Annotated in this window: 23 protein-coding genes and 2 pseudogenes; 15 read left to right on the plus strand and 10 right to left on the minus strand. The window is 67.8% G+C overall.

All coding sequences use genetic code 11. The annotated features are described in order from the left end of the window. Positions 1-2 precede the first annotated feature (2 nt). Both D571_RS0108540 and D571_RS0108545 read right to left on the minus strand, forming a co-directional pair. Positions 3-2,114: a molybdopterin-dependent oxidoreductase gene (locus D571_RS0108540; protein WP_018936266.1), complete on the minus strand. Its 2,112-nt coding sequence runs from the start codon at positions 2,112-2,114 to the stop codon at positions 3-5. Positions 2,115-2,249: 135 nt separating this feature from the next. After that, positions 2,250-3,533 carry a FimV family protein gene (locus D571_RS0108545; RefSeq protein WP_018936267.1) on the minus strand — a complete coding sequence of 428 codons (1,284 nt, stop codon included), beginning with the start codon at positions 3,531-3,533 and terminating at the stop codon, positions 2,250-2,252. 180 nt (positions 3,534-3,713) lie between these two features. On the opposite strand from D571_RS0108545, the gene D571_RS0108550 reads away from it, so the two are divergent. Together D571_RS0108550 and D571_RS13665 are read left to right on the plus strand one after the other, a co-directional pair. Beyond that, entirely contained in the window at positions 3,714-4,367 is a 654-nt protein-coding gene (locus D571_RS0108550; RefSeq protein WP_018936268.1) for a rhodanese-like domain-containing protein, read from the plus strand. Between the two features lie 45 nt (positions 4,368-4,412). Next, positions 4,413-5,441: pseudogene (locus D571_RS13665) on the plus strand (esterase/lipase family protein); the annotation flags it as partial. A gap of 433 nt (positions 5,442-5,874) precedes the next feature. On the opposite strand, the gene D571_RS0108560 reads toward D571_RS13665, so the two are convergent. After that, a complete protein-coding gene (locus D571_RS0108560) occupies positions 5,875-8,040 on the minus strand; it encodes a hypothetical protein (RefSeq protein ID WP_018936270.1) in 2,166 nt (721 codons plus the stop codon). A gap of 129 nt (positions 8,041-8,169) precedes the next feature. Between D571_RS0108560 and D571_RS0108565 the strand changes: the two genes are divergently transcribed. Beyond that, positions 8,170-8,589 (plus strand): universal stress protein, encoded by a 420-nt coding sequence (locus tag D571_RS0108565; protein WP_018936271.1) that lies wholly within the window; start codon positions 8,170-8,172, stop codon positions 8,587-8,589. Next, entirely contained in the window at positions 8,589-8,927 is a 339-nt protein-coding gene (locus D571_RS0108570) for a DUF3634 family protein (protein ID WP_018936272.1), read from the plus strand. The genes D571_RS0108565 and D571_RS0108570 overlap by 1 nt, the downstream gene beginning before the upstream one ends. A gap of 30 nt (positions 8,928-8,957) precedes the next feature. On the opposite strand, the gene D571_RS0108575 is transcribed toward D571_RS0108570, so the two are convergent. From D571_RS0108575 to D571_RS0108585, 3 genes are all read right to left on the minus strand, one after another. Then, positions 8,958-9,461: a heme-binding protein gene (locus D571_RS0108575; protein ID WP_018936273.1), complete on the minus strand. Its 504-nt coding sequence runs from the start codon at positions 9,459-9,461 to the stop codon at positions 8,958-8,960. A gap of 80 nt (positions 9,462-9,541) precedes the next feature. Next, complete coding sequence (locus D571_RS0108580; RefSeq protein ID WP_051076168.1) at positions 9,542-10,030, minus strand: hypothetical protein; 489 nt, start codon at positions 10,028-10,030, stop codon at positions 9,542-9,544. 508 nt (positions 10,031-10,538) lie between these two features. Further along, positions 10,539-10,889, minus strand: coding sequence for a rhodanese-like domain-containing protein (locus tag D571_RS0108585; protein ID WP_018936275.1), 351 nt, complete (start codon positions 10,887-10,889; stop codon positions 10,539-10,541). Positions 10,890-10,987: 98 nt separating this feature from the next. On the opposite strand from D571_RS0108585, the gene D571_RS0108590 reads away from it, so the two are divergent. Together D571_RS0108590 and D571_RS0108595 are read left to right on the plus strand one after the other, a co-directional pair. Further along, entirely contained in the window at positions 10,988-12,226 is a 1,239-nt protein-coding gene (locus D571_RS0108590) for an MFS transporter (RefSeq protein WP_018936276.1), read from the plus strand. 101 nt (positions 12,227-12,327) lie between these two features. Continuing rightward, a complete protein-coding gene (locus tag D571_RS0108595) occupies positions 12,328-12,561 on the plus strand; it encodes a hypothetical protein (protein ID WP_018936277.1) in 234 nt (77 codons plus the stop codon). Positions 12,562-12,582: 21 nt separating this feature from the next. On the opposite strand, the gene D571_RS0108600 is transcribed toward D571_RS0108595, so the two are convergent. Next, complete coding sequence (locus D571_RS0108600) at positions 12,583-13,149, minus strand: DUF99 family protein (protein ID WP_026287723.1); 567 nt, start codon at positions 13,147-13,149, stop codon at positions 12,583-12,585. A gap of 77 nt (positions 13,150-13,226) precedes the next feature. Here D571_RS0108600 and D571_RS0108605 point away from each other — a divergent pair, with 77 nt between their 5' ends. Further along, positions 13,227-14,138, plus strand: coding sequence for a complex I NDUFA9 subunit family protein (locus tag D571_RS0108605; RefSeq protein WP_018936279.1), 912 nt, complete (start codon positions 13,227-13,229; stop codon positions 14,136-14,138). Between the two features lie 6 nt (positions 14,139-14,144). On the opposite strand, the gene D571_RS0108610 is transcribed toward D571_RS0108605, so the two are convergent. After that, positions 14,145-15,344, minus strand: a complete 1,200-nt coding sequence (locus tag D571_RS0108610; protein WP_018936280.1) for a methionine adenosyltransferase — start codon at positions 15,342-15,344, stop codon at positions 14,145-14,147. A gap of 203 nt (positions 15,345-15,547) precedes the next feature. Here D571_RS0108610 and D571_RS0108615 point away from each other — a divergent pair, with 203 nt between their 5' ends. Beyond that, positions 15,548-16,558, plus strand: a complete 1,011-nt coding sequence (locus tag D571_RS0108615) for an MBL fold metallo-hydrolase (protein ID WP_018936281.1) — start codon at positions 15,548-15,550, stop codon at positions 16,556-16,558. 75 nt (positions 16,559-16,633) lie between these two features. Here the strand turns inward: D571_RS0108615 and D571_RS0108620 are convergent, their stop codons facing one another. Beyond that, a complete protein-coding gene (locus D571_RS0108620; protein ID WP_018936282.1) occupies positions 16,634-17,044 on the minus strand; it encodes a CBS domain-containing protein in 411 nt (136 codons plus the stop codon). Positions 17,045-17,398: 354 nt separating this feature from the next. On the opposite strand from D571_RS0108620, the gene D571_RS0108625 reads away from it, so the two are divergent. The 3 genes from D571_RS0108625 (at position 17,399) to D571_RS0108635 (ending at position 19,206) form a co-directional block, all read left to right on the plus strand. Further along, entirely contained in the window at positions 17,399-17,755 is a 357-nt protein-coding gene (locus D571_RS0108625; RefSeq protein WP_018936283.1) for a hypothetical protein, read from the plus strand. A 114-nt stretch (positions 17,756-17,869) separates the two neighbouring features. Beyond that, entirely contained in the window at positions 17,870-18,268 is a 399-nt protein-coding gene (locus D571_RS0108630) for a globin (RefSeq protein WP_026287724.1), read from the plus strand. A 47-nt stretch (positions 18,269-18,315) separates the two neighbouring features. Further along, positions 18,316-19,206: a patatin-like phospholipase family protein gene (locus D571_RS0108635; protein WP_051076170.1), complete on the plus strand. Its 891-nt coding sequence runs from the start codon at positions 18,316-18,318 to the stop codon at positions 19,204-19,206. Between the two features lie 26 nt (positions 19,207-19,232). Here the strand turns inward: D571_RS0108635 and D571_RS0108640 are convergent, their stop codons facing one another. Continuing rightward, on the minus strand, positions 19,233-19,703 hold the full coding sequence (locus D571_RS0108640) for an aminoacyl-tRNA deacylase (RefSeq protein WP_026287726.1): 471 nt from the start codon (positions 19,701-19,703) through the stop codon (positions 19,233-19,235). A 145-nt stretch (positions 19,704-19,848) separates the two neighbouring features. Here D571_RS0108640 and D571_RS13670 point away from each other — a divergent pair. The 4 genes and pseudogenes from D571_RS13670 to D571_RS0108660 all read left to right on the plus strand — a co-directional run. Beyond that, positions 19,849-20,967: pseudogene (locus D571_RS13670) on the plus strand (alpha/beta hydrolase family protein); the annotation flags it as partial. 208 nt (positions 20,968-21,175) lie between these two features. Continuing rightward, a complete protein-coding gene (locus tag D571_RS0108650) occupies positions 21,176-21,565 on the plus strand; it encodes a hypothetical protein (protein WP_018936288.1) in 390 nt (129 codons plus the stop codon). A gap of 115 nt (positions 21,566-21,680) precedes the next feature. Next, entirely contained in the window at positions 21,681-23,192 is a 1,512-nt protein-coding gene (locus tag D571_RS0108655) for a hypothetical protein (RefSeq protein ID WP_018936289.1), read from the plus strand. Between the two features lie 304 nt (positions 23,193-23,496). Further along, complete coding sequence (locus D571_RS0108660) at positions 23,497-24,120, plus strand: PEP-CTERM sorting domain-containing protein (protein ID WP_198003799.1); 624 nt, start codon at positions 23,497-23,499, stop codon at positions 24,118-24,120. Positions 24,121-24,187: the final 67 nt, after the last annotated feature.

A 24,187-nucleotide genomic window follows, 5' to 3' on the forward strand; every position in this document is an offset into this window, starting at 1 on the left:
GGTCAGCCCGCCTCCGGCATGCGTTGTTCGTGCCCGGCACGCAGGCGTTCCACCTCGCACAGCAGCGACTTGAACGCGGGGAAGCCGCTGATCGGGTCGAGGTTGCGGTCGTCGGTCAGCTCGTTGATGTTGGCGTGGTTCCAGCCGTGCTGGCAGTGCGCCACGCCGGGCTTGATGCGGTCGGTGACCTTCGCCACGAAGGCCACCCGCCCGCGCGGCGAGCGCACCTCCACGGTGTCGCCGTCGGCGATGCCGCGCGCTGCGGCGTCCTGCGGGTGCAGCTCGACCAGCGGCTCCGGCATCGCCCGGCGCATGCGCTCCAGGTACTGGTGCTGCGAGTGGGTCGCGTGCTTGTGGCGCGCGCCGCTGGTCAGCACCAGCGGATAGTCGCGCGCCAGCTCCGGCGTGGAAACCGGGCTCTCGGCCGGTTCACGCCAGACCGGCAGGCCGTCGTGCCCGGCCTCGCGCAGCTCGGCGGCGTCGAATTCCACCTTGCCGCTGACGGTGCGAAAACCGTGCAGGCGGTACTGGCGGTCGCCCTCATCGAAGCCGTGCTCGACCATGTCGTCCAGCGCCTTCGCGAACACGGTCACCCCGTCCGGGTCGTTGTACACCTGCTCGCGGATGGTCTCGGGGATGCCCTCGGCGGCCTCAGCCCAGCTGGCCTCCAGGTCGCCGTTCCAGAACTGCTCGCCCATGCCCAGGCGCACGCCCAGCTCGAGGAACACCTCGGCGTCGGCGCGTGCCTCGCCGCGGGGGGCCACCGCCTGATGCCGGTAGCGCAGTTCGCCGCGGAAGTTGCAGCCGGGATAGGCGATCAGCGCCGGGCGCTCCAGACTGGTGGCGGCCGGCAGCACGATGTCCGCCATGCGCGTGGCCGGGTTGTGGAAGAAGTCCGACACGGCGAAGAAATCCAGCGCGCCCAGCGCCTGTTCCATGCGCTTCGAGTTCGGCCACATGGCGGTGTTGATGCCCATCGCCAGCAGCGAGCGAACCTGCTGCGGCCGGCCGTCGAGGATCGCGTCCGGCAGCAGCATGCTCTGCGCCGCCGGCCAGTGGGCCGTCCACACCGGGAAGATCTCGTCGCCGATGCGCGGCGGCAGGTTTTCCTTGCAATGGTCGAACAGGTCGATCGGCTTCGGCGTGACCTTGTCGTTGAAGAAGCGGTTGCCACCCTCGCGATCGATGTTGCCGGTGACCGCCGCCAGCAGGGTCACCGCGCGGTGATTCTGAAAGCCGTTGGAATGCTGCACGGTGGCGGTGGGCGAGAGCATGATCTGCGCCGGCGCGCGGGTCGCGTAGAGCTCGGCTGCGCGCTGCAGATCGGCCTCCTCGATGCCGCAGATCGCCGCCACCCGCTCCGGCGGGAATTCGGCCACGTATTCGCGGAAGGCCTCCACCCCGTTGCCCCAGTCGTCGAGGAAGGCCTGGTCCTGCCAGCCGTTCTCGAAGATCAGGTAGTGCATGCCCAGCGCCAGCGCCCCGTCGGTGCCCGGGCGGATCTGCAGGTGCACCTCGGCCTGCTTCGCCAGCGGGGTCACGCGCGGGTCCACCACCACGGTGGCGCAGCCGGGTCGTGCCGCGGCCAGCGCATGCTGATGGAACGGCGGGATGGAGCCGCGCGGGTTGGTGGACCACACCAGCACGCAGCGGGTCGCATCCGAGGCCACGGTGGAGGAGGTCTTGATCTTGGTGCCGAAGGTCACTTCCTCCGCCACCTTGGTCGAGGAGAAGCAGCAGCCGCTCTCGGTCAGGTAATTCGGCGAGCCGAAGGCATGCGCCAGGCGCTGCAGCTGCGGCCGCGCCTCCTTGGTGTAGCCGGCGAAGAAGGCCGCCGCCGGGGCGCCGTGCTCGTCGCGGGTCGCGCGCAGGCGCTCGGCGATGGTGTCCAGCGCCTCGTCCCAGGAGATGCGCTCGAACTCGCCGCTGCCGCGCGGTCCGGTGCGCCGCAGCGGGTACAGCAGGCGTTCGGGATGGTTGCGGCGATCGAGCTGGACGTAGCAGCGCGGACAGTCGGGGCCGTCGATCTTCACCGGCTCGCCGGCGTTGTCCAGGGTCACGTCGATCGCGCAGTTGGCGTCGCATTCGTAGCAGGTGCTTTTCACGGTCGCCATGGGGTCGGCTTACCTCGCGCGGGCGTTCATTCTTATCTCCCCGATTATGCGACCGCACGCCGATGGGACCGAACAACGCCATGCGGCCCGGGGCATTGCCCCCGGCCGCAGGAGGCCGGCGCCCTACAGGGCAGGTTACCGGGATTCGTCGTCGGGGTCCGGGAAATCGAAAGTCCAGTCGTCGTCCTCGCTGTCGCCCGTGCTCTGCGGTTCCGGTTCCGGTTCCGGCTCCGGCTCCGGCTCTGGCTCCGGCTCTGGCTCCGGCTCTGGCTCCGGCTCCGGCTCTGGCTCCGGCTCTGGCTCTGGCTCCGGCTCTGGCTCTGGCTCTGGCTCTGGCTCCGGTTCTGGCTCCGGCTCCGGTTCTGGCTCCGGCTCCGATTCTGGCTCCGGCTCCGGCTCTGGCTCTGGCTCGGGTTCCGGACCGAAACTGGGGTCCTGTCGACGGTCGAGCTCGTCGGCGGCGTTTGCCGTGCCAGCGGCACCTGCCACGACGCCGGCCCCGGCGGCCGCGGGACCGGTGGTGCCGTCATCATGAGCCTCTTCGGCGTTCGCCCGCCCGCGCCCCTTGCCCTTTCTCTGGCCCTTGCCACCGGCCTTGCCGCCCTGAGCGGTACCGCTGCCACCACCACGCCGACCCAGCAGGATACCGGCGACCAGGAACAGGCCCAGCCCCAGCGCCATCGCCCCGAGGGCGACCATCACCGCCGGGCGGGTCAGCTGCTCGGTGATCGGGACCTCGTCGGGAGCCGGCCGGCTTTCCACTTCGACCAGGCGATCCTCGACCTCGACCAGCTGTTCGCGCAGCTGATCGCGTTCGGTGCGCAGGCTGTCGAGGCGGTCTTCCATCTGCTGGCGCAGTTCTTCCACCGCGGCATCGGTCGCCGCCTCCAGGCGCTCGGACTCCACCAGGAAGCGCAGCTCCTCGACGATCTCCCGCAGCTCCTCGATCTCGGCATCGCGCGAGGCCAGGCGTTCCTCGATCGCAGCGCGCGACATCCCTTCCGGATCCTCGGGCAGCGCCTCGAAGCGGTCGGCCGCCCGCACCGCACCGGGATCCCAGTTCTCGATATGACGCAGGACCTCGGCGCGGGCGCTGTCCGGGTCGCGGCCCTCGAACGCGGAGGCCGGCGGCATGCGCAGCACGGTGCCGGCCTTCAGCGTGTTGACGTTGTCGCCGGCGAAGGCCTCCGGATTGGTTTCGAGAAAGACCAGCATGGCCTCGTTGACCGACACGCCTTCGGGGAGGTCGAAGGTCTGCACCACGCTGTACAGGGTGTCGCCGCGCTGGACCTCGTGGGTCGGGCGTTCGGCGTCATCCGCAAGCCCGGGCACGGCGGCGGACACGCCCAGCGCGCCCGCCAGCAGCAGTCCGGCCCGCCGGCCCGCGCGCTCCTGCTTGCCCCGCTGTTTCGTTCCCATGTCCTCTCCCGAAATGCCGGGCCGTTTCCGCCGGCCCCGTGAACAGTAACGGCCCGGGTCGGCAACCCTGAAGGGTAAGCCGTGTCACGCCGGGACCGGGGCCACCAGGGTCCGATGCAAGAAAACCGCGTTTGGAGCACAATCAGAGGGCCGCTTCACAAGAACACAATGGAGGATGACATGCGGAAACGTTTCACCCCCGGACTGGCCCTGGCCGGTCTGTTTACGCTGGGGCTGGCCGGCCCCGCCTCGGCCCTGGAGGTCGGCATCACCTCGGATCTGGACAAGCTGGAGGTGCCGCATGGTGACGAGACCGTCACCATCAAGCGCAACCAGGACACCGAGAACTGGCTGGACAACGAGTTCGCGATGACCTCGCGCCCCTGCCCGCCATTCTGCGTGCAGCCGATGGAACTGGGCCGCGGGGTCGAGACCCTGGGCGAGATCGAATTCCTGGACTACCTCGCCCAGCTCGGCGAGCGTGACGACCTGATGATCATCGATTCCCGCGAGCCCCACGACTACGCCGCCGGCACCATCCCCGGCGCCATCAACATCCCCTGGCAGGAGTTGCACATGGACGGCGACGCGGACCCGGCGGACGTGCGTGACCGGCTCGTGGACGAGTTCAACGTGATGGATCAGTGGGACCTGCTGGACTTCTCCGACGCCAAGACCCTCGTGCTGTTCTGCAACGGCCCGTGGTGCGGCCAGTCGCCCACCAACATCCGCACGCTGACCAACCTCGGCTACCCGGGCCACAAGATCAAGTGGTACCGCGGCGGCATGCAGATGTGGCACAACCTCGGCCTGACAGTCGTCGAAGGCCAGTAAACGTCCCGTCCGGACACCGCCTCGTCACGTCCGGAGGAGGCAACCATGCAACGCCGTCTCCGGCGGAGCCTGCTCATTCTCATCGCCCTGCCCCTGTTCGCTCTGGGGGTCTGGGCGCTCTGGGGCGAATTTCAGCCCGAGCGCGAGCGCGAGCTTCGCGTGCAGGCGCACGACCGTCTGGAGGAATGGTTCCCCGAGGCGATGGAGCTGCCGGACGAGCTGCGGGGCTTCTTCCCGCGCTCGCAGCGCTACCCGGAGGGAGCCCCGCCGGATGCCATCCTGCTGCACGGACTGGACGAGCCCGGCAACATCTGGGACGAACTGGTGGTGGCACTGGACGGGGCGGCCTTCAACCCCTGGGAGTTCCGCTACCCCAACGATCAGGCGATCGATCGCAGCACCGACCTGCTGGCGGAATACTGGGAAACCCTCGAGTTCGACCGCCCGGTGGTGCTGGTCGGGCACAGCATGGGCGGGCTGGTGATCCGCGACTTCGTCACCCGCTGGCGGCACCCGGCGGAGGGCGAACCCCGGGTCGAGGGGCCGCCGGTGGCCGGCGTGATCCTGATCGCCACGCCCAACCACGGCTCGGAATGGGCGCGTCTGCGCATGTGGCTGGAGCTGCGCGAATGGTTCGCCGACATCCGCGAGGAACGCTTCTCGGTGTTCGCCGGCCTGCGCGACGGGACCGGCGCGGCCAAGATCGACCTGCGGCCCGACAGTCGGTTCCTGGCCGACCTGAACGAGCGCCCCTGGCCCGACGACCTCCCCGTACGCCTGATCGGCGGGGTGCTGGCCGAGCCCCCACCGGAGATGGAGGAGGGCCTGATCGAGCTGGGCCGGCAGGTCGACGCCCCGGAGGTACCCCGGCGCATCGCCCGCTGGCTGGAAGAGACCGGCGAGGGCCTGGGCGACGGTGTGGTGCCGGTGGAATCCCTGCGTCTGGAAGGCCAGCCGGACCCGCTGATCCTCGAGGGCTCCCACCGCGGCCTGCTGGTGCCCACGCCGGTGACCGACGAGCCCCCGGCGATCGAACCGGTGCTGGAGATCCTCGATGACTGGCGCGGCGCACCCGACAATGCCCGCGCGCTGGCGGGACTGGACCGGGCGCGGCTGGTGTGGGACATCACCAACGAACGCCCCGAGCACCTGATCGCGCGCATCAGCATCATCGAGAAGACCCTGGAATCGCTGGACGCGCAGGGGGTGAAGCCGGACATGATCGTGAGCTTTCGCGATGCGGCCACCGCGCTGCTGGTAACGGGCGACGACCACCTCCCGCTGGAGGACGCCACCGCCGCCGGCCACGTGCGCGACCGCCTCGAGCGCCTGGCCGCGCAGAGCGGCGTGCGCGTGAAGGCGGATGCCGCCAGCCTGCGCGACCGGGACCTGGACCCCGAGGATCTGCCGGACTTCATCCGGCCGGTCAATCGGGCGCCGATCGCGATGCTGCGCTGGCGTACCGAGGGCTACACCGTCCTCGACGCGACCTACTGAGAGATCACACCTAGGCCGGCAGATCGGCCTGGTTGTGGCGCAGCAGGGAACGCCAGTAGCGGTTGGCGTCGGACAGGATGTGGGTGGCCGCGCCCACCAGCTCGCGCAGTTCCTCGGTGCGCATCCAGCGCGTCTGCTCCACCTCGTAGTCCGCCTGAACCTGCTTGTGCAGGGCGAAGGACTCCTCCAGCACGCTCAGCTGGCGCCACACCTGCCCCGACATCGCCGAGATCCGCACCACCTCGTTCTGCGCGAGGATGCCGTGGATGGCCGCGCCCCAGGCGGGGAAGAACGCGGTGAAGAACAGGCTCCACGGAAGGTGGAAAAAGAAGTGCAGCGTGACCACCAGGAAGGTCGAGAAGAACAGGATGAACGCCAGGCGGTGCAGGTACTTGTGGTTCATCTCGAGGTTGTGGGCCGACCGGCGATAGTAGTCGCGGTGTTCGCCCAGCACGTCCTGGATGTATTCCAGCGCCGCCTCGTTGTGCTCGCTCATCCGGTACGGCACGTGGCCGCGGCGGTCCTGCGGCATGCCTTCGGCCACCAGCAGGCGCTGCAGCACCCACAGCTCGGCGCTCTCCAGTTCCGAATGAAGCTCCATCGGGCGCCCTTCGGGGCGGCGGTTCTCCGGGCGCCAGTACGGCGCGGAGAAGGTCTCCGGGATGACCAGCAACGGATACCCCAGGCGCAGGTAACGCAGCTGCTCGGCGAGGAAACGAAAGCGGATCCAGCGTCCGTGATGATCGCGGTAGCGCGCCTTGAGTACCCGGCGGACGATGAAATGCAGCAGCACGAATTCCACCGCAATCCAGAAATACGGCACCTCGCCGGGCGCCGCCGGCCACACCTGCAGGGCCCCGGCGACTGCGGCGAACACGGCCAGGGCCGCCGCGTAGTAGATCATCCAGGTGTCGTCCTTGCGGCGCGCGTCGAAGATGCTCGCCTGCTCGTCCGACCAGTTGAAAAAGTGCTCGAACGCCGGCTCGCGGATCGGGTGTCCGGCCTCGCGTTCCGGGCGCGGCCGCACCGCGTTGTAGCGGCTGCCGCGCGCCGGCGGCGGGCGCAGGGCGCGCAGGGCGCCGGGCACGTCCAGCATGGCCAGCGCCGAGAACATCGCATGGATGCGGTTGAGCAGCCAGTGCCGACGCATCTCGGGGCGCACATCGGTACACAGGAGCTCCACCACCCGGGAGGGCTGACTGCGCGCCGGGGGCTCCAGCATCGCCTGCAGCCACATCCAGCTGCCACGGATCCAGTTCCACAGGCCCGGCGGGCGTCGTCGCCGGCGGGTGAGCCGCAGCACTCCCAGCAGCCACAACGCCCACCAGACCATGTAGTGAGCCACGCCCACCTGATCGTCGATCCGCCGGATCAGGCGGTTTTCGGTACTGTCTTCGTCCAGCGCGGGGGTGAACGGGCACAGGATGCGCTCCATCCACTGGTCGATCCGCCGCGAATCCAGCTCCAGCGGATCGAACAGCGACAGCAGCGCCGCCGGCGTCACCTCCATCACCTCGAGCCGGCCCAGCGCGGCATCGGTGACCCGCGCCGCGGTCAGCATCAACAGCTGCGGGGTATCCCGCTCCGGATGCAGGTAAAGCAGGATCACGCCCTGGCGGCGCCTCACCGCGTCGCGGATCATGTGCCCGACGCCGCTGGCTACCTCGTGCGGTTCGTGGCCATCCCATACCGCCACCAGCATGTCGGAGAACGTCAGCGCCAGGTCGTCCCGCAGGTGATAGACCGATTCGCGCATGGTCTCCTCCCCGATCGCCGGCTGCGCCCCCAGGACCACGCCCCGCCGCGGCTTCACGCCCGGCTCCCCGGCCATCTCCTCGTCGGTGGAGATCAGGTGCAGATCGCAGTCCAGCCTTCCCGCGACTCGGCGCGCCATCTCGTCGGTACCCGAGGCGCGACCGGTCAGCAGGCGCATCACCGGAGGAACGTCGGCATACACCGCGTCGGTACCCGCGAAATGCTCGGAGGCGGCCCCGTACAGCCGCCGCAGCACCTGTTCCAGGGTTGCCTGCAGACTGGCACGCCGGGCCGCGACATCCCCGTGCGAGAACCAGGTGCGCTCCAGCCGCCCGCCCCGGTGTCCTCCGACCAGCACGGAGAACGCCGGCGTCAGTCGGACCTTGTACGGATCCTCCCCGCCCCCTGTTTCCGCTGCCAATGCATATCCTCCGGGACGAAAACTATGAAACCATAGCACCGTAGCCCGCGGCCGACTGCCCTTGCCCACGGGAATCTGCTATATGGCTGGAAGGACGCGCAGGCCGCCCCAACCCTTCAGGGAGTACACATGTTTGAAAGGATCATGATCCCGGTGGATCTGGAACACGCCGACAAGCTGCAGAACAGCCTCGAGATCGCTGCCAGCATGGCCCGGGAATACGACGCCACGGTGTATTACGTCACCGTATCAGGGAGTCTGGCCAATCGCGCCGCCCGCACCCCCGAGGAAATGGAGAAGCACCTGGCGCAATTCGCCCGCGAACAGGGCGAGAAACACGGCATTCGTACCGATTCGAAGCTGATGCACAGCAACGATGTGGCAGTGGAACTCGACGACAAGCTCATCCAGGCGCAGAAGGAACTGGATGCCAATCTGGTGGTGATGGCCTCGCATATCCCGGGTGTAGCCGACCGCCTCCATCTGATCAGCTCCAATGCCGGCGAACTCGCCCGGCGCCTGCCGGTCTCGGTCTTCGTACTGCGCTGATGATGTTCGTCACCTTCCTGCTGATGATCGCGTTTCTGATCATCGCCGCCATCCTGCTGGTGTGGCAGGTAAGCATCCTGTTCAGCGTGGTGATCGAGAATGACGGCAGCCTGCGGGTGACCCGCGGCGATCCTTCGCGCAACTTCCTGCACGCGGTGCGCGATGTGGTCAGCCGCCATGGGCTGCGCGCAGGCCGGGTGACGGCCGTGCGTGGCCGTGACGGAGTACGGGTGCGCTGCTCGCGCGATATCCCGGAAGAGGCTCGCACGCATCTGCAGGCCGCGGCCGAACGGGTCAAGGTGGGCCGGCGGCGGCGCGGGCGCAAGAAACGCCGCTGAGCCGGCCCGGTTCAGTCCGCCCCCAGCAGGTCAGAGCAGGTCATCCTGCAGAACGTCGATGGCCTCCATCGCGCACTCGTGGTCGACCTCCCCGCTGGGTGCGCCGGACACTCCGATGCCGCCGATGATCCGGCCGTCATCGGTGATCTGCACGCCCCCGCCGAGGATGGTCACGTTCGGCAGATGCTGGACGCCGTAGCTGATCTCGCCGGGGTCGGTCGAATCGCGCAGCTCCAGAGTATCCGTGCGGAAACTGACGGCGGTCCAGGCCTTGCTCTGCGCGGTATCAACGGTGTGCGGCCCGGCAAAGCGGTCGCGCTTGAGGGCCTGGGTGGTACCGAAGCGATCCACCACCGCCGCGGTCACCTGGGCGTTGCGGTCACGGCAGGCATCCACCGCGACCTCGACCGCCTTGGTTGCCAGTTCGGGTGTCAGGCTCGGGATATTGAAGGTCGCCGAATCCGCGTGGACCGGCCCCGCGGCCAGCGCCATCAGGGCGCCGGCCCCAAATGCAAAACGAATCGAATGGAACATGATCAACCTCCCGGGTTGTGCTGGCTCCATTGACTCTTTTAGAACTTATCGGGGAATTTGGCAACTGTGCCCGACTCGGCTCAGGCCACGCGGCCCACCGGCCCCGTCACCGCCGCCTCAACCGCCTGCGTGAGTTCACCGGCCACGTTGCGCGCCGCCTGAATGAAGGTATCCACCTGCCGGGCGTGTTCGCGCAGCCTGTCCGCCAGATCCGGATCCTCGCTGACCTCTTCCACGACCACACCATCCGGGCGTTCCTCCACGCGCACCACGATGTGCTCGCGCTGCTCGAAAAGGGTGCAATACAGCGGATCGCGATCGCGCAGGTGGGCACTCTCGCGCAGCCGACGATGCAGCTCCGGCACATGCACTCGCAGCAGGGCCGCCAGTTCCGGGTCCCTTGTGGTGGTCACCGTACGGCTGCCGCCTTCAATGAACTCCAGCTCCCTGCGGATCGCGTCGTGGGATGCGAGCAGGCGCTGAACCACCGCCTGTTCGCGCTCTTGCTGCTTCCGGGCTTCGGCGTCCAGATCATCGCCGCAATCGATCATTCTCAGGTGCATCGTCATGCTCTGTTGGCCTCTCGCTGATGGTCCTGCCCCATCGATGCAATCCGTCTGCCAACTCCTGTTTCCCGCCATGACGCGACCCGGTGTCGATACCACCAGCCAGGTAACGCTGGAAACTGCGAATATTGGCACCCGCTAATGTATAGAAATGCCAGAACTGTCACCCGATGGATCGCAAGTCACTGTCAGAAGGGGAAAATCTGTAGCGAAAATTTTCGAATATGGATTGATTCTAATTTGCGCCCGTGTATAATTCCCATTGTCGAGTCGACGGCAGCTCAGCGTCGGTTCGCCATGCAGGGGCCTCCTGGCCCCTTCTCTCCTCCATCTCTTCTGGATTTTGCCGTCGGCTCTCGGTGCCCCCCGCACCGACCCGGCGGTCCTTTTTCGATCCATCCGGTCGGAGAGGCTCAGCAAGACCTTCTGGCAAACCAGCAATGGAGATGAGCAAAGGTCGTGCCACGCACGGATCCTTGGGGTCTGTGACTTCACTGCATGCCGTAAGCCGTTACGACTCCCGCCGATAGTCCTGCCAGCCCGCAAATCCGCCGCGCAGTACCCGGGCGTCGATATCCATCGCGCGCAGGCTCTCGGCCACCAGATGGGAGCGCCCGCGCCCGCCACAGAACACCACCACGGGCTGCGCCGGATCCTCCAGATGGGATTCGATGCTGGCCTCCAGCCTGGGCCGGGGGATGTTCACGGCCCCCTCGATGGAGCCGGCCTCCACCTCTTCCGGCTGGCGCACGTCCACCAGCAGCAGCGGTTCCCCGGCCTCCCGCCAGCGCGCCAGCTCCGCCGGCTCCACGTGCGGCAGGCTCTGTTCCAGGTGGGCAATACGTTGTTCGAAACGGCTCATGGCAACTCCTCGGATGTGGGTGGTTCGAACTTGCGGGGCGATCGGCCGTGCCTGCAATCTGCGACGACACGCGTGCGCGAAACCTCCGGGATGCACCCATGACCGACACCTCCGACGTCCGCAGGCCGGGCTTCGTCGCCCACATGGCGACGGTCTTCATCAACGCCCTCAACGACAACTTCTTCCGCCTGGTCGTCATCTTCATCGCCCTGCGCGAGTTCGTTGCCGAGGGCGAAGGCACGTTCTACTACAGCCTGGTCGGGTTCGTGTTCCTGCTGCCGTTCGTGCTGTTCTCGCCGTGGGCCGGCTACATCGCCGACCGCTACAGCAAGAAGGCGGTGATCGTCGCCACTCGCTCGGCCGAGGCCGTGGTGCTGCTGACCGCCGCACTCATGCTGATCATCGATTACTTCCCCGGACTGCTGGTGACGGTGTTCCTGATGGGCCTGCAGAGCACGTTCTTCAGCCCGGTGAAGTTCGGCATCCTGCCGGAGATCGTGCGCTACGCGCAGCTGTCCCGCGCGAACGGGCACATCCAGCTGTGGACCTTCCTGGCGATCATCCTTGGCACCGCGCTGGCCGGCTTCGTGATGGAGTTCGCCGGCGAGGCGCTGTGGATCCCGGCGGTGGTGATCGTGGCGCTGTCGCTCACCGGCCTGATCACCAGCTTCTTCGTCACCCCCACCCGTGCGATCAACAACCCGGCGCCGTTCCGGCTGAACCCGTTCGCCACCGTGGTGCAGTCGATCGCCGAGATCCGGCCGCAGCGGGTGCTGTTCCTGGTGGTCCTCGGCATCGCCTGGTTCTGGGCGCTGGGAACGCTGTATCAGCTGAACGTCCCGCTGTTCGCCGAGCTGCACCTGGGCCTGGGCGAGCTGGCCACCGGCATCATCCTGACGACCCTGGCCCTGGGCATCGGCACCGGCAGCATCCTCGCCGGCTATCTGTCGCGCGGCGGCATCGCCATGCACCACGCCCCGGCCGGCATGATCGCGGCCGCCCTGATCAGCGCGTTGCTGTTTTTCACGACCGACAGTTACCCGGCCACCCTGGTGCTGATGGTGCTGCTCGGCATCGCCTCCGGGTTCTTCATCGTGCCGATCACCGCCTACCTGCAGGGTCACAGCCCGGAGGAACGGCGCGGGCGCTTCATCGCCGCCAGCAACTTCCTGTCGTTCGGGGCGATGCTGCTGGCACCGGTGCTGTTCTGGGGGCTCACCGGCCCGGCCGGGGCCAGTCCCGGCCAGGTGTTCATCATCGGCGGAGCCGCCTCGCTGCTGGTCGGACTCGCGGCCCTGCGCCTGTACCGCCGCCACCGTACGGAGGCGGATGCCTGACCCCCCAAAGGCCCCGGCCGCACGTCTGGCCCGCACCACCCGGCACGAACGTCTATCTTCGAAGGAAGAACTTGCCAGAGGGGCGAACCCGGGAGGCCATCATGAGCGACAACATGGCCGATGTGACCATTCATATCGATGAAACCATCGACGCCGAGGCCCGCGAACGCATCCAGGACCAACTGCGCGGGATGAGCGGGGTGATGGCGGCATCCAGCCACGAGGAGAAGCCACACCTGGTCGTGGTCGAATACGACCCGGAGCGGGTCAACAGCCACCGACTGCTCGACACCGTCACCGCCAGCGGCGTCCACGCCCAGCTGATTGGTCTGTAGTCGGCGGCGAGCCTTTCAGGCTCACGGCCGGTGGCGGCTCGCCCCGTCGGTCACCCCGCCGGCGATCATGTGCGCGACGCGCAGGGCTTCCGGCAGGTGGCTGTGGACGTGCTGGTCCTCCAGCAGCTGCCGCGCCGCTGCGGGCTCGATCCCGCAGCGCTGGACATGGACCCCCGCCAGCGGTTCCATCGCGCCGGCGGCCTCGATCAGCCGCCACTTGCGGGCCCCTCCGGGGACATGGTCGAGCAACGCCCGTCGAACGGCCTCCATGTCGGGTTCCCGGCGTGCCACGACCATCACGGGCAAGCCGGTCCGTTCATGCAGGGCCCGCAGGTCCACCACGTTGAAGCCGGCAAAGGCGATCCCCTGCAGCAGGATCGCGTGCAGCTGCGGAGCGAACGGGCTGTCCAGCACGCATGCGGCCAGACGTTTGGTTGCGTTGGCGCCGTCGCGCCGCACCCGGGTCGACACCACGCCATCCAGCCGCGTGCCGGCGAACACCGCGCCCACCACCAGCACATCGCCACGATGCGCCCGCGCGAACGGCGCATCATCAAAACCCGCCACGTGCGATAGATGTCCCGGCATGCGTATCCCCGTTTGCCCGCGCGGTCGTAGAGCTCCACGTTCTCATACACCCGAAGCCCAGCAGAAGGAGGCTCCCCATGGACGAGGATCGGGTCACGGTATTTGGCGGCACCGGCTTTCTCGGCCGCATGATCGTGTACCAGCTGCTCGATGCCGGGCACGCCGTGCGCATCGCCTCCCGCCGCCCCGCACTACCGGCCGACCTGCAACGGCATGACCGGGTGGAACACTGCAGCGCCGACATCCGCAACAATGACGACGTGGCCAGGGCCGTGGCGGGTTCGCGTGGTGTGGTGAACGCCGTCAGCCTGTACGTGGAGCAGGGCGATCTGCACTTCACCACCATCCACGTGGAGGGCGCCGCCCGGCTCGCCCGGGCGGCGAGCGAGGCTGGTCTGGAACGCCTGGTGCACATCTCCGGGATCGGCGCCGACGCCGGGTCGCGTTCCGCCTATATCCGCGCGCGGGGCGAAGGCGAGGCCGCGGTGACCACCGAGTTCCGCGACGCGCTGATGGTCCGGCCCAGCGTGCTGTTCGGCCCGGGAGATGCGTTCCTGCGCAACCTCGCGACCCTCGCGCGGCTGCCGATGGTGCCGCTGTTCGGCCGCGGCGACACCCGCCTGCAACCGGTACACGTGGCGGATGTCGCGCAGGCCGTGGCCACCCTGTTCAACGAGCCGCCGGCCGGACACCGGGTGTTCGAGCTCGGCGGTCCGGACATCCTGACTTACCGCCAGATCGTGAACCGGGTGCTGGAGCACCTGGGACAGCCGCGAGTGCTCGTGCCGGTACCGTTTCTCCTCTGGCACCTCGCCGCCGGTCTGGCCTCATGGCTGCCCGGCGCACCCCTGACCCGGGACCAGGTCTATCTCATGCAGCAGGACACCGTTACCAGCGGTACCTGCGCGACCTTCGACGATCTCGGCATCACCCCGCGCTCGCTGGAGGCCTCCCTGCCCGAATGCCTGCCGACGAACCAGGCGAACTAACCGCAGCTACAGGGTTCGGGTCGCAAGGTTCTGCGAGATCAGGCGTTCCCACAGGGAACCGGCCTGCGCGAGATGGTGGCGGGCGATCGCCTCGGCGCGGGGCGCCAGGGCCGCGGCCTGTTCCGCGGATTCGGCGCGCAGGCGGACATCGACGATCTGCGGCTGCTCCACCGGCATGCCGATCTGGCTGACCAGCACCACCTGCGCATCCGACACTGCGTCGATCTCCGCCACGATCGCCTCGGCGATATGGGTGGCCGTCACGTTGTACAGCTTGCCGACATGGGTGATCGGGTTCTTGCCGGCGAAGGATTCGATGGTCATCGGGCGTGACGGGGTGATCAGCCCGTTCGCCCGATTGCCGCGCCCGGTCTGGCCGTCGTCACCGGCCTCGGCCGAGGTGCCGGTCACCGTCAGGTACAGGCTGTCCGCGTCGGGGTCGTCGGCGGTGTTCACCGCCACATCCGGCTCGCGGCCGAGGGCCTCGGTGGCCTCGCGCCGCACCTGCCGGGTCGCATCGGAACGCGCGGCCAGATAGGCGTCCGCGTCCGCCAGCGGCACCCCGATGAAAGCGCAGGCCACCGTCAGGGACACGTCCTCGCCGCTGCGCACGCCCATCACCTTGACGTCCTGGCCACGCGCCGGCGGCGTCTCCGACCACAGGCTCATGTCCGCCGCGAACACCGCGCGCTCCAGCGGACTCAGGGGCGCGTAGCCCACCCCCAGCGAGGTGTCGTTCGCCAGCTGCGGCACGCCCTCCCGACGCTGGCGCTCGAACAGTTCCACCAGGTCCTGCGATCCGGGACGGATCAGCGAGTGCACCCGCACGTGGCGTTCGACATCCAGCACGGGCATGTGCGCGGCCAGCCATGCACGGCAGGCCTCCACCGCCAGCTCGTCCACCGCCACGGTCACGCCGCGATATTCGCGCGTGGCCCGCCCGGCGATGTACAGTTCGATCGGCTCGTCCACTTCACCGCCGCCGAAGGCCGGGCGGGCGGCGCCGCCGCGCAGCAGGACCTTGTCCACGTTGTGATGCAGCACGAAGCCGAAGCGCTCGCGGTATTCCCGCGACAGCGCCAGGCTCACCTCCTCCGCCAGCGCATCGCACAGCGTGTCCGGATGGCCCAGACCCTTGCGCTCCACCACCTCGACGGGCTGGAGGCCCACCGGCCTGCCCTCGAGTTCACCGACCATGATCTTCACGCTTCCTCCTGTCGCCGCGCGCTCCGCGCCGCACTCCGGCCAGGCCGCTGCCCGATCTTCTCACTCGTGACCGGCCGTCGCCACCACCCGGTCTCGGCATGCGCACGCGCCTCGCCTTGCGTGTTTGTCCATGGCAGGCTTGAAGGCCGGAACACGACGCCCCGCAGGCCACTCCGGGGCCGCCCAGCGAAGCGGAACCGCCAGTGACTCCACTGTTCCATCCCCATCTGATCAACGGACCCCGCGGCGACCCGGCGCTGTATATCGACTGCCTGTTCCGGCGCCGTGCACTGCTGTTCGACCTGGGCGAACTGTCCCGCCTGCCGCCACGCCGGGCATTGCGGCTGTCGGACGTCTTCATCTCGCATGTCCACATGGACCATTTCATCGGCTTCGACACCCTGCTGCGGCTGCTGCTCGGACGCGATGCACACCTGCGCCTGTACGGGCCGCCGGGGCTGATCGAACGCACCGGCCATCACCTGCAGGGCTACACCTGGAACCTGCTGCACAACTACACCACCGAACTGGTGTTCGAGGTCAGCGAGTTCGCCGGCGACGGCCACCACGCTCGCGCGCTGTTCCGTTCCGGGGACCACTTCCGCCGCCAGGAAGCCACCCCGCCGACGCCGGTCGACGGCGTGCTGCTCGACGAGCCCGACTTCCGCATCCGCACGGTGGCCCTGGATCACGGCATCCCCTGCCTCGGCTTTGCCCTGGAGGAAAAGACCCACCTCAATGTCTGGCGCAACCGGTTGGACGCCCTCGGCCTGCCCACCGGGCCGTGGCTGGCCCACCTGAAGCAGCTGGTGCGGGAGGAGGCGGCGGACGACACCCCGGTGGAGATCGCCTGGCACGACCGCCACGGCGAGCACCGCCGCGAACTGCCGCTCGGGTACCTGCGCCGCGAGGTGCTGCAGGAATCGCGCGGGCAGAAGATCGCGTATGTCACCGATGTAGCCTTCCACGAGGCCAACCGCCACGCGATCGTGGACCTGGCCCGTGACGCCGACCTGTTCTATATCGAGGCGCCGTTTCTCCACGCCGCTGCGGAGCGCGCGGCGGACACCGCCCATCTGACCGCACGCCAGGCCGGACGGCTGGCGCGCGAGGCCGGGGCGCGGCGGGTCATCCCGTTCCATTTCTCGCCGCGCCATAGCGGCGACGAGTCCCTCCTGGAGGCCGAGGTCCTCGCCACGTTCGAGGGCCGATGACCCGGCCCGAAGGACCGCGGATCGCCGCCTCGATGTACGCTCTCGATTCGGGAGACGACTACCGGGGGGCTGCCCCTACCCCTGCTCGCCGCGGACGACCTCGATCAGGGCGTTGAGGGCATCGCTGGCGGTAAAGATGCCCAGCAACCGGCCCTCTTCGTCATTGACGATCGCGCTCCCCACCTTGCTCTCGGACATCGCATGGGCCACCTGGTCCAGCGGCGTCGCCGCGGTCACCGTCAACGGGTCGGCCGCCATCAGGTCGGAGGCCCGCACCTGCCGGATGTCTTCCACCGGCAAACCGAGAACGATGCGGACATCACGCTCGCTGACCACCCCGACCACGGAATTCCCGCGCAGGACCGGAACATGACGCACGCCATGCTGCTCCATCAATGCCCTGAGCTCCTCGACACCCGCTTCTTCGCTGGCCGTCACGGGATCGGGGGTGGTGAATTCTTCCACGGCTAGATTCTGCGACATCATGTCCACATCTCCTGAAGTTGTTGCACCCCAATCTACCAGATACGTTGTGTGGTCGCGGGCCTCCGTGCCCCGCCCCACGCCCCGAGGCCGCGCGCGCAGGAGGCACCGGTAAATACCCAGAATCGGTTCGCAAATTCCGCGGCTAGTGACTATCGTTGGTAAGTGAGCACTCATCCCCCTGTGTGCTCGGCGCCCCGCCCTCTCCGGAGGTCGGGGCGTTTTTTGTCGCCCCCCGGACCGTGAATGGGCCGCAATTCCGGAGGTGCGCAGCGCAGTCGGCCATTCGCCGGATGGAAAATCCCGGCCGCTCTACTATCTTCCGAAATACACGCGTTCGAATTCGGGAGATTCGCCATGAACACCACTACGGAACAGAAGGTCATCGCCGCCACCTCCGCGGTGGCCCGGCTCACCGCCCTGCACCACTGGCTGAACGACCCCGCCGATGCGCCCGGGCACATACTCCCGGCGTCCGTGGTCCATGCCTGGGCCAGACGCGGTGAGCCCAGCAGCCAGCACGAGGCCCTGGCGGGAGCGATCGGGCGCGGCTGGATTCGGGTCACCGCCGATGGATACTGCCTCACGGGGGATGGACTCGCGGCGCTGCAAACCTTCGTCCCGCATTTTCAACGCCTGGTCCACCAGGAGGCCGCGGCCTCCCGGCCCCGGGGCCCCACAAGCCAGGCCCTGGCCAGCGGGGCGACTGCCTGAGTTCGACCATGCCGCCGTGCGACCTGCCTCAAGTTTTCCCCCGCAGGCTGTTTCACCAGAGCGCGCCGTGGCGTAGGCTACGCCACTTTTTGCGACACGGAGGCAGTGAGCACGGTGAGCTATTCGGACGTTCAACAGAGTTACGGGCGTTGTCGCCGCGAGGGGGATTTCGCCGAACGTTTCTATGAACGGTTCCTTGAGGCCGACCCGCGGGTGGCCAGCGTCTTTGCCAGCACCGACTGGACCCGGCAAAAGCGGGCGCTGGGGCAGGCCATCTCCGCCGCACTGAGCTACGCTGAGGGGGAGACATTCATGCGCTCCACCCTGGAACGGATGGCCCAGGTGCACAGTCGCCGCGGGGCCGTTCCGATCGAGCCGGAACTGTACGACGTGTGGCTCAACTGCATGATCCAGACTGCCAGCGAGACCGACCCCAAATGGACCGACGAACTCGCCAGCCGCTGGCACGGGGCCCTGAGTCCCGCGATCGACCTGTTCATCGAGCACTATTGACCCGGCTCGCCGCAGACCATCTGATCGCCGCCGGCCTGGCCGGTGCCATGTTCCTCGCCGCGCCCGCTCTGCAGGCCGAGGAGATGCAGCCGGAGCAGCCGACCATCGGCCTCGCGCTCGGCTCCGGCGGCGCCGGCGGGCTGGCCCACATCGCCATCCTGCAGGTCTTCGACGACCTCGGGGTCGAGCCCGACCATATCAGCGGGACCAGCATTGGTGCGGTAATCGGGGGGCTGTACGCAGCCGGCCTCAGCGCCGAGGAGATCCTCGACGTCTTCGACGATTTCGGAGGCTCGCGCATCGATGCGCTGTCGGGCCTGGTCGGCGCGGACCTGCAACTGACCGAACTGATCGAGCTGAGCTTCGAACGCGAGGCCGTGCTCGATTCGACCGAATTCCTCGATTTCCTCGGCGAACACACCGAGGCCGAAACCTTCGAGGATCTGCGCATGCCGCTGTCGGTGGTGGCCACCGACTACTGGAGCGGCGAAACCGTCGTCCTGCGTGAGGGTGAGCTGTTCACCGCGATCGAGGCGAGCATGTCCGTGCCCGGCCTCTTCGCACCGGTTCCGCATCGCGACGACCAGCTGCTGATCGATGGCGGCACGTCCAACCCCCTCCCCTGGAACCTGCTGCAGGACGAGTACGACTTCGTGATTGCCGTCGACGTCTCCGGCAGCCGCCAGAAAGATCCCAACGACCCACCGGGACTGACCGACCTGCTGTTCACCACCTTCAGCATCATGCAGAGCTCGCAGATCCGCCACATGCGCGACTACGATCCGCCCGATCTCTTCCTCGAGGCCGGCTCCGCGGACATCCGCCTGCTCGACTTCAACCGGGTCGACGAGATCGTGGAGCAGGCGCAGCCCAGTGCCGAAAAGCTCCGCGAGGAACTCGAAACCCGGCTCAATTCCCCCGCGCAAACCGGCCCCTAGGCCACAAGGCGCGCGGGCAGGCCGGCTCACACATGCCGGGAAAAATCACCGTGGCGGCAATCGCCGAGCAGGTTGCGAAACGCCGGGCCATCCATCCGAATCAGCGACACGTGGTCACCCCCCTCCACATAGACCGTTTCCTGCGCGGCCAGCGATTCGTCCAGCAGGACCTCGAGACCCCAGGCGGTACCCAGCGCCGGAACCGCCCCGTGTTCGCAGTCCGGAAACACCGACCGCACTTCCTCTTCGGTCGCCAGCCCCACATGCTCGCCGAGCATGTAGTGCAGCTTGCCAAACTGCAGCCGCCGCGTGGCCGGCAAAACCGCCAGCATGTAATGGCCGGCATCCTCCACCAGCACGCCCTTGGTCAGTTCATCGCCGGGTACGTGGGCAGCTTCGGCTGCCCGGCTGGCGGAATCCGCACGCGGATGGCCCACAAGCTCATAATTCACGTCCCGCTCGTCGAGAAATTCCTGCAATGTACGGCTGATCGTCATCGTTCTGCCCCCTCTCGCCACGGCCGGGTCACGCAAACGCGGATCCATGCCTTCAACCCGAGGATAGACAGGCATCTGGCCGAGGTCCCGATTTTGTTTACGCCATACTCCCGAGGGGGCGCCCCCGGACTGGCAGGAGGAAGGCATGCTTCGCATCGCGGCTGTGCTGTTGCTGGGCCTGGTGATGTTTGCGGGCTGGGTCGCCGCGCAGAGCTGGGAGGCCATGCGCGTGCTCCAGGACATCGAGGCCGGCGCGGGACCGAGCGCGTTGAAGGAGCGCACGCCCGAGCCCGCGCGCGAAACGCTGGCCCTCACGACGGACGAAGGTGACATCGCGGCCGACCTGTACCATCCCCGACAGGAGGTGGGCGCGCGCATCGTCCTGGTACCGGGCTTTACGCCGCAGGGCAAGGACGACCCGCGGCTGGTGCAACTCGCCCATACGCTGGCGCGGGCGCGTTTTCTGGTACTGGTGCCCGACCTGCAGGGCTCGCGGGCGCTCCGCGTGCGCAGCGAGGATGCCGCGGCCATCGGTGATGCCGCCGCCCTGCTCGCCCGCCTGGAGCCGGAAAACGCTCCCGACGACCAGAACGTGGGGGTCGCCGCCATCTCCTACGCCGTGGGCCTGGCCGTGCTGGCCACACTCGAGCCGGAGGGGAAGGAAGCCATCGACTTCCTGGTCGGGATCGGCGGCTACTACGACACCAAAAACGTCGTCACCTTCGCCACCACCGGGGCCTACCGGGAACCCGGCTCCAGCCGGTGGCAGACACGCACGCCCGACCCGCTGGCGAAGTGGTTCTTCCTGTGGGGCAACCTGCACGTGCTCGATGACCGCGCGGACCGCGCGCTACTCGAAGAAATCGCCCGCCGGCGCGCCGCCGACCCCGAGGCCCCCATCGACGACCTGAGCGACCCACTCGGCGCGGAGGGCCAAAGCCTGCTGGCGCTCATCCTGAACGACGACCACGAGCGCGTACCGCAGCTGCTGGACGACCTGCCGACCGACGCGCGGGACGCCATCGAGGCTCACTCGCTCGCCGAACGTGACCTCTCGCATCTTTCCGGCCGCGCCCTGCTCATCCACGGGCGGGACGACACGATGATCCCGCATACCGAAAGCACGCGCCTCGCCCGTGCCATCGGCGAAACCGACCTGCACCGGATCGACGGCTTCTCCCACATCGACCCGCATGGCGTCGGGCTCATGGGCCAGTGGCAGCTCCTGCGCGCGATGAGGGACCTGCTGGCATGGCGCGACGATGGCGCCGTACACTCTGAAACCCAACCCCGCGAACCGAGGAGTTGCCATGAAGGGCTTCACGAAACCGTTGCTGATGCTCTCCCTGTTCCTGCCACTGCTGGCTGCGCCCGCCCACGCGCTGGACGGCGACACGATCGACCGCTGGCTGGCGGCGACCGAGGAACTCAACGAGTGGAGCGCGCAGCAGCCCGACGTGCAGGAACCGGAGATGGACGCGCAGGATGACGAGGCCTCGATGGCGGAGGTCCGTCAGGCCATCGAAGAGGTCGCGCGCATGGAGGAAGAGGTCGAGGAGATCGCCGCGCGTCACGGCTTCGACAGCAGCCACGAACTGACCGAGATCGGCTCGCAGATCTTCAACGCCCGGCATGCGCTGGAGATGGAGCGCCGGCTCCCGGAAATGGAGCGCGAGCTGGACGAAAGCCTGCAGCGCATCGAGGACGATCCGGACATGCCGGCGGAACAGAAGGCGACCATGCGCGACGCCCTAGAGCAGCAGCGCGAGATCCTGCGCGACGCCGCGCCCGACGTGCCCGAGCAGGATGTGGAGGCGGTGCGCGGCCGCGAGGACGAGCTGGAGGCCGTCTTCAGCAACTGATACCGGCAAGTGATACCGGCATCCCCCTCGTTTGGAGGGGGTGCATCTCCGCGGACGGTGCCATATTGAGCCTGTTGAGAATGCAACAGGACCGCCCCGAGCAAGGAGATGTTCGATGTCCGCGAAGACCCGTTTCCACAGCCATTCGCTGGTGCTGGCCCTCGGCCTGCCCGCACTGGCGATCCCCGCGTTCACCGCTTCGGCGGATGAATCGCCGATCCAGCTCGAACCCCTCGCCCTGGACGGCGGGGGCGATCACTTCCGCTACAGCGTACTGACCGACATCCAGGGCGACGAGATCCGCTGGACGGTGACCCAGGGCCCGGAGATCACCCGCATCCATCCCGACAAGGACTACCGTTCCGGCCTCGGCGGGCAGGAGGACCTGTTCACCGGGCCGGCCCTGGATGGCGAGGTGTATCGCAAGGAGCAGGAGCTGGGGGTGCTGCTGCCGACGTTCGAGAGCGAACAGGTGGAGCCGCCGCACACGTTCCAGGACATGTTCGACAACCAGCGGCGGGTAGAAGAATACCGCGTACACGTGGCCGAAACCGGCGAGACGCGCGAGATCGCCGGGGAGACGGCACAGGGCTACCGCCTGGCCGCGGTCACCGAGACCACCAACCTCGACAGTGACGCCGAAGAGACCCTGTTCTCGGTGAACCACGGCACGGTGTGGGTGTACGAAGACGTGACGTTCTCGCCGGCGCTGCTGCAGCTGAGCCCCGGCATGTTCCGCATGGCCATCGGGCCCAACGTCCCGGACGGCCTCGAGCTCCATTACCTCCACACCCTCGGCGAGGCCCTGGAACCTCTGGGCATGCCCGTCGGCCTGCAGCTTCAGGCCTTCCACACCTCCGCTGACAAGCTGGAAACCATGGAGGCGCAGGACTGGGCACTGGAAGAAGACCAGTCGCCCGGCCAGGCGTCGGGCATCGCCTACCAGATCGAGGTCACCGAGTTCAGCGACGACGCCGACGCGCCGGACTACGCCACCCTCCGGGAGTACCCGCGCGCCGGCGCAGCCGCCTTCGAATACCTCCGCACCCCGCCAGTGCTGGCGGAGATGCTGGATGCCTGCCCCCCTCTGCCCGACGACATTCCCCGCGATGAGCTGGCTTCGATGCTGGACGAGAACACGACCTTCGACGGCGCCATGGTGGAAGGGGCCCACTCGGGTCCACTGCTCGGGCAGGCGGCCTGGGGCGGCCAGGAGGACCCGCAGCAGGGCGACGGATTCGTCCTGGTGGTGGAGGGCCTCCTGCCGGAGCTGGAGACCACCGCCTGCATGATCTTCACCCGGGTGGGTGCGGGCATCCCCGATGACACTGACACTCTGGAGGTCGCCGCCGATCCGCACAGCGCCGAGGCCGAGGGCCAGCTGGCCGCGCACCTGCTGGTGGGGGATGTCAGCGACCCCGGCGACATCACCTTCCTGACCGTCGGCCAGGGCCTGAGCGGAGAGGTCCGGCTGGATTCCTCCACCCCGGACGGCGCGTTCCACGGCCATCTGGACGTCGAGGGCACGGCCACCCCGCTGGACGACCTGGGTGCCAGCGACGGGTTCCGCCTCGAGGGCGAGTTCTCGGCCATGCAGTACTGGGACCGCGTACCGGTCGCCCGCTGAGGCCCCGGACGTTCACCTGCAAGAACCGGCCGAGGAATAACCGCCCGCGCGGGATCGGACAGCCCGGCCCGGTCCCGCCTCCCTTTCCCCTGTCCCCGGTCGAATGCGGGCTTTCTGGTCATGGACTTTTCAAACCGTCGAGAAATTTGACGGTTGGTGCCGTCGCTGTCTGGCCAGCTCACCGTCCAGATCATAAGCCACTGATCAAAAGAATCTTGCGCGAGGTGGAATGGTGGTTGCTCCATACCTGTTGCTCGATGATGAGCGAGCTACCACCGTTCACGTGCAAAGATGGGGGTTAGCGATGAGTGTGAAGCGCGTTCTAGGCGTGACTGGCCTTGTGCTGGCCATGGTGCCCATGGCTCAGGCTGCGCCAATCACCTACGAGGTCGAGGGGGGACAAGACACGGATAGTTTTCAGCGAGCTACGCTGACAGGGTCATTCGAGTACGCCGGCAGTGGTGATTACGGTACATGGGACCTGGATTTCTCGGGGAACGAAGACAGAGGCGGTAACCTGCCGGCGGTGCGCTTTACGGAGCAGAGCGCGGATCTGGTCACGGGTTCCGAAGATATCTCGGACGACATCGAATCCCTGCTGACAAGTGAGCACGACGAAAGCGCTGAAGACCGCCTGATTCTTCAAGCTTCGGAGTCCCCGTCCCTGCTGGCGCTCTGGTTCGACGCGGACCTCGGGACCCTGGCCGATGGCGACACGACGGACTTTGGTCCCGGCGTAGTTGACGAGAGCAGGTTTCTGCACTGGGATGCCTCCAGGGAAACAACGAGTTTCGCCAGCCTTACGGGAACTGCTACGGCTGAAAGGGAGGTTGCCGAAGTGCCTGTGCCTGCAACACTCCCGCTCTTCGGCACAGGAGTCGCGATCCTCAGCTTCCTGATCTGGCGAAACCGGCGGCTGAAGCCCTGAAAAGCGGATGCCCGCGCTCGCAGGATGCCCCTGCGGGTGCGGGCCACACGCGTAAATCAACGGCACT

This window comes from Thioalkalivibrio sp. ALJ24 (assembly GCF_000377785.1).
Taxonomy (GTDB): Bacteria; Pseudomonadota; Gammaproteobacteria; order Ectothiorhodospirales; family Ectothiorhodospiraceae; genus Thioalkalivibrio.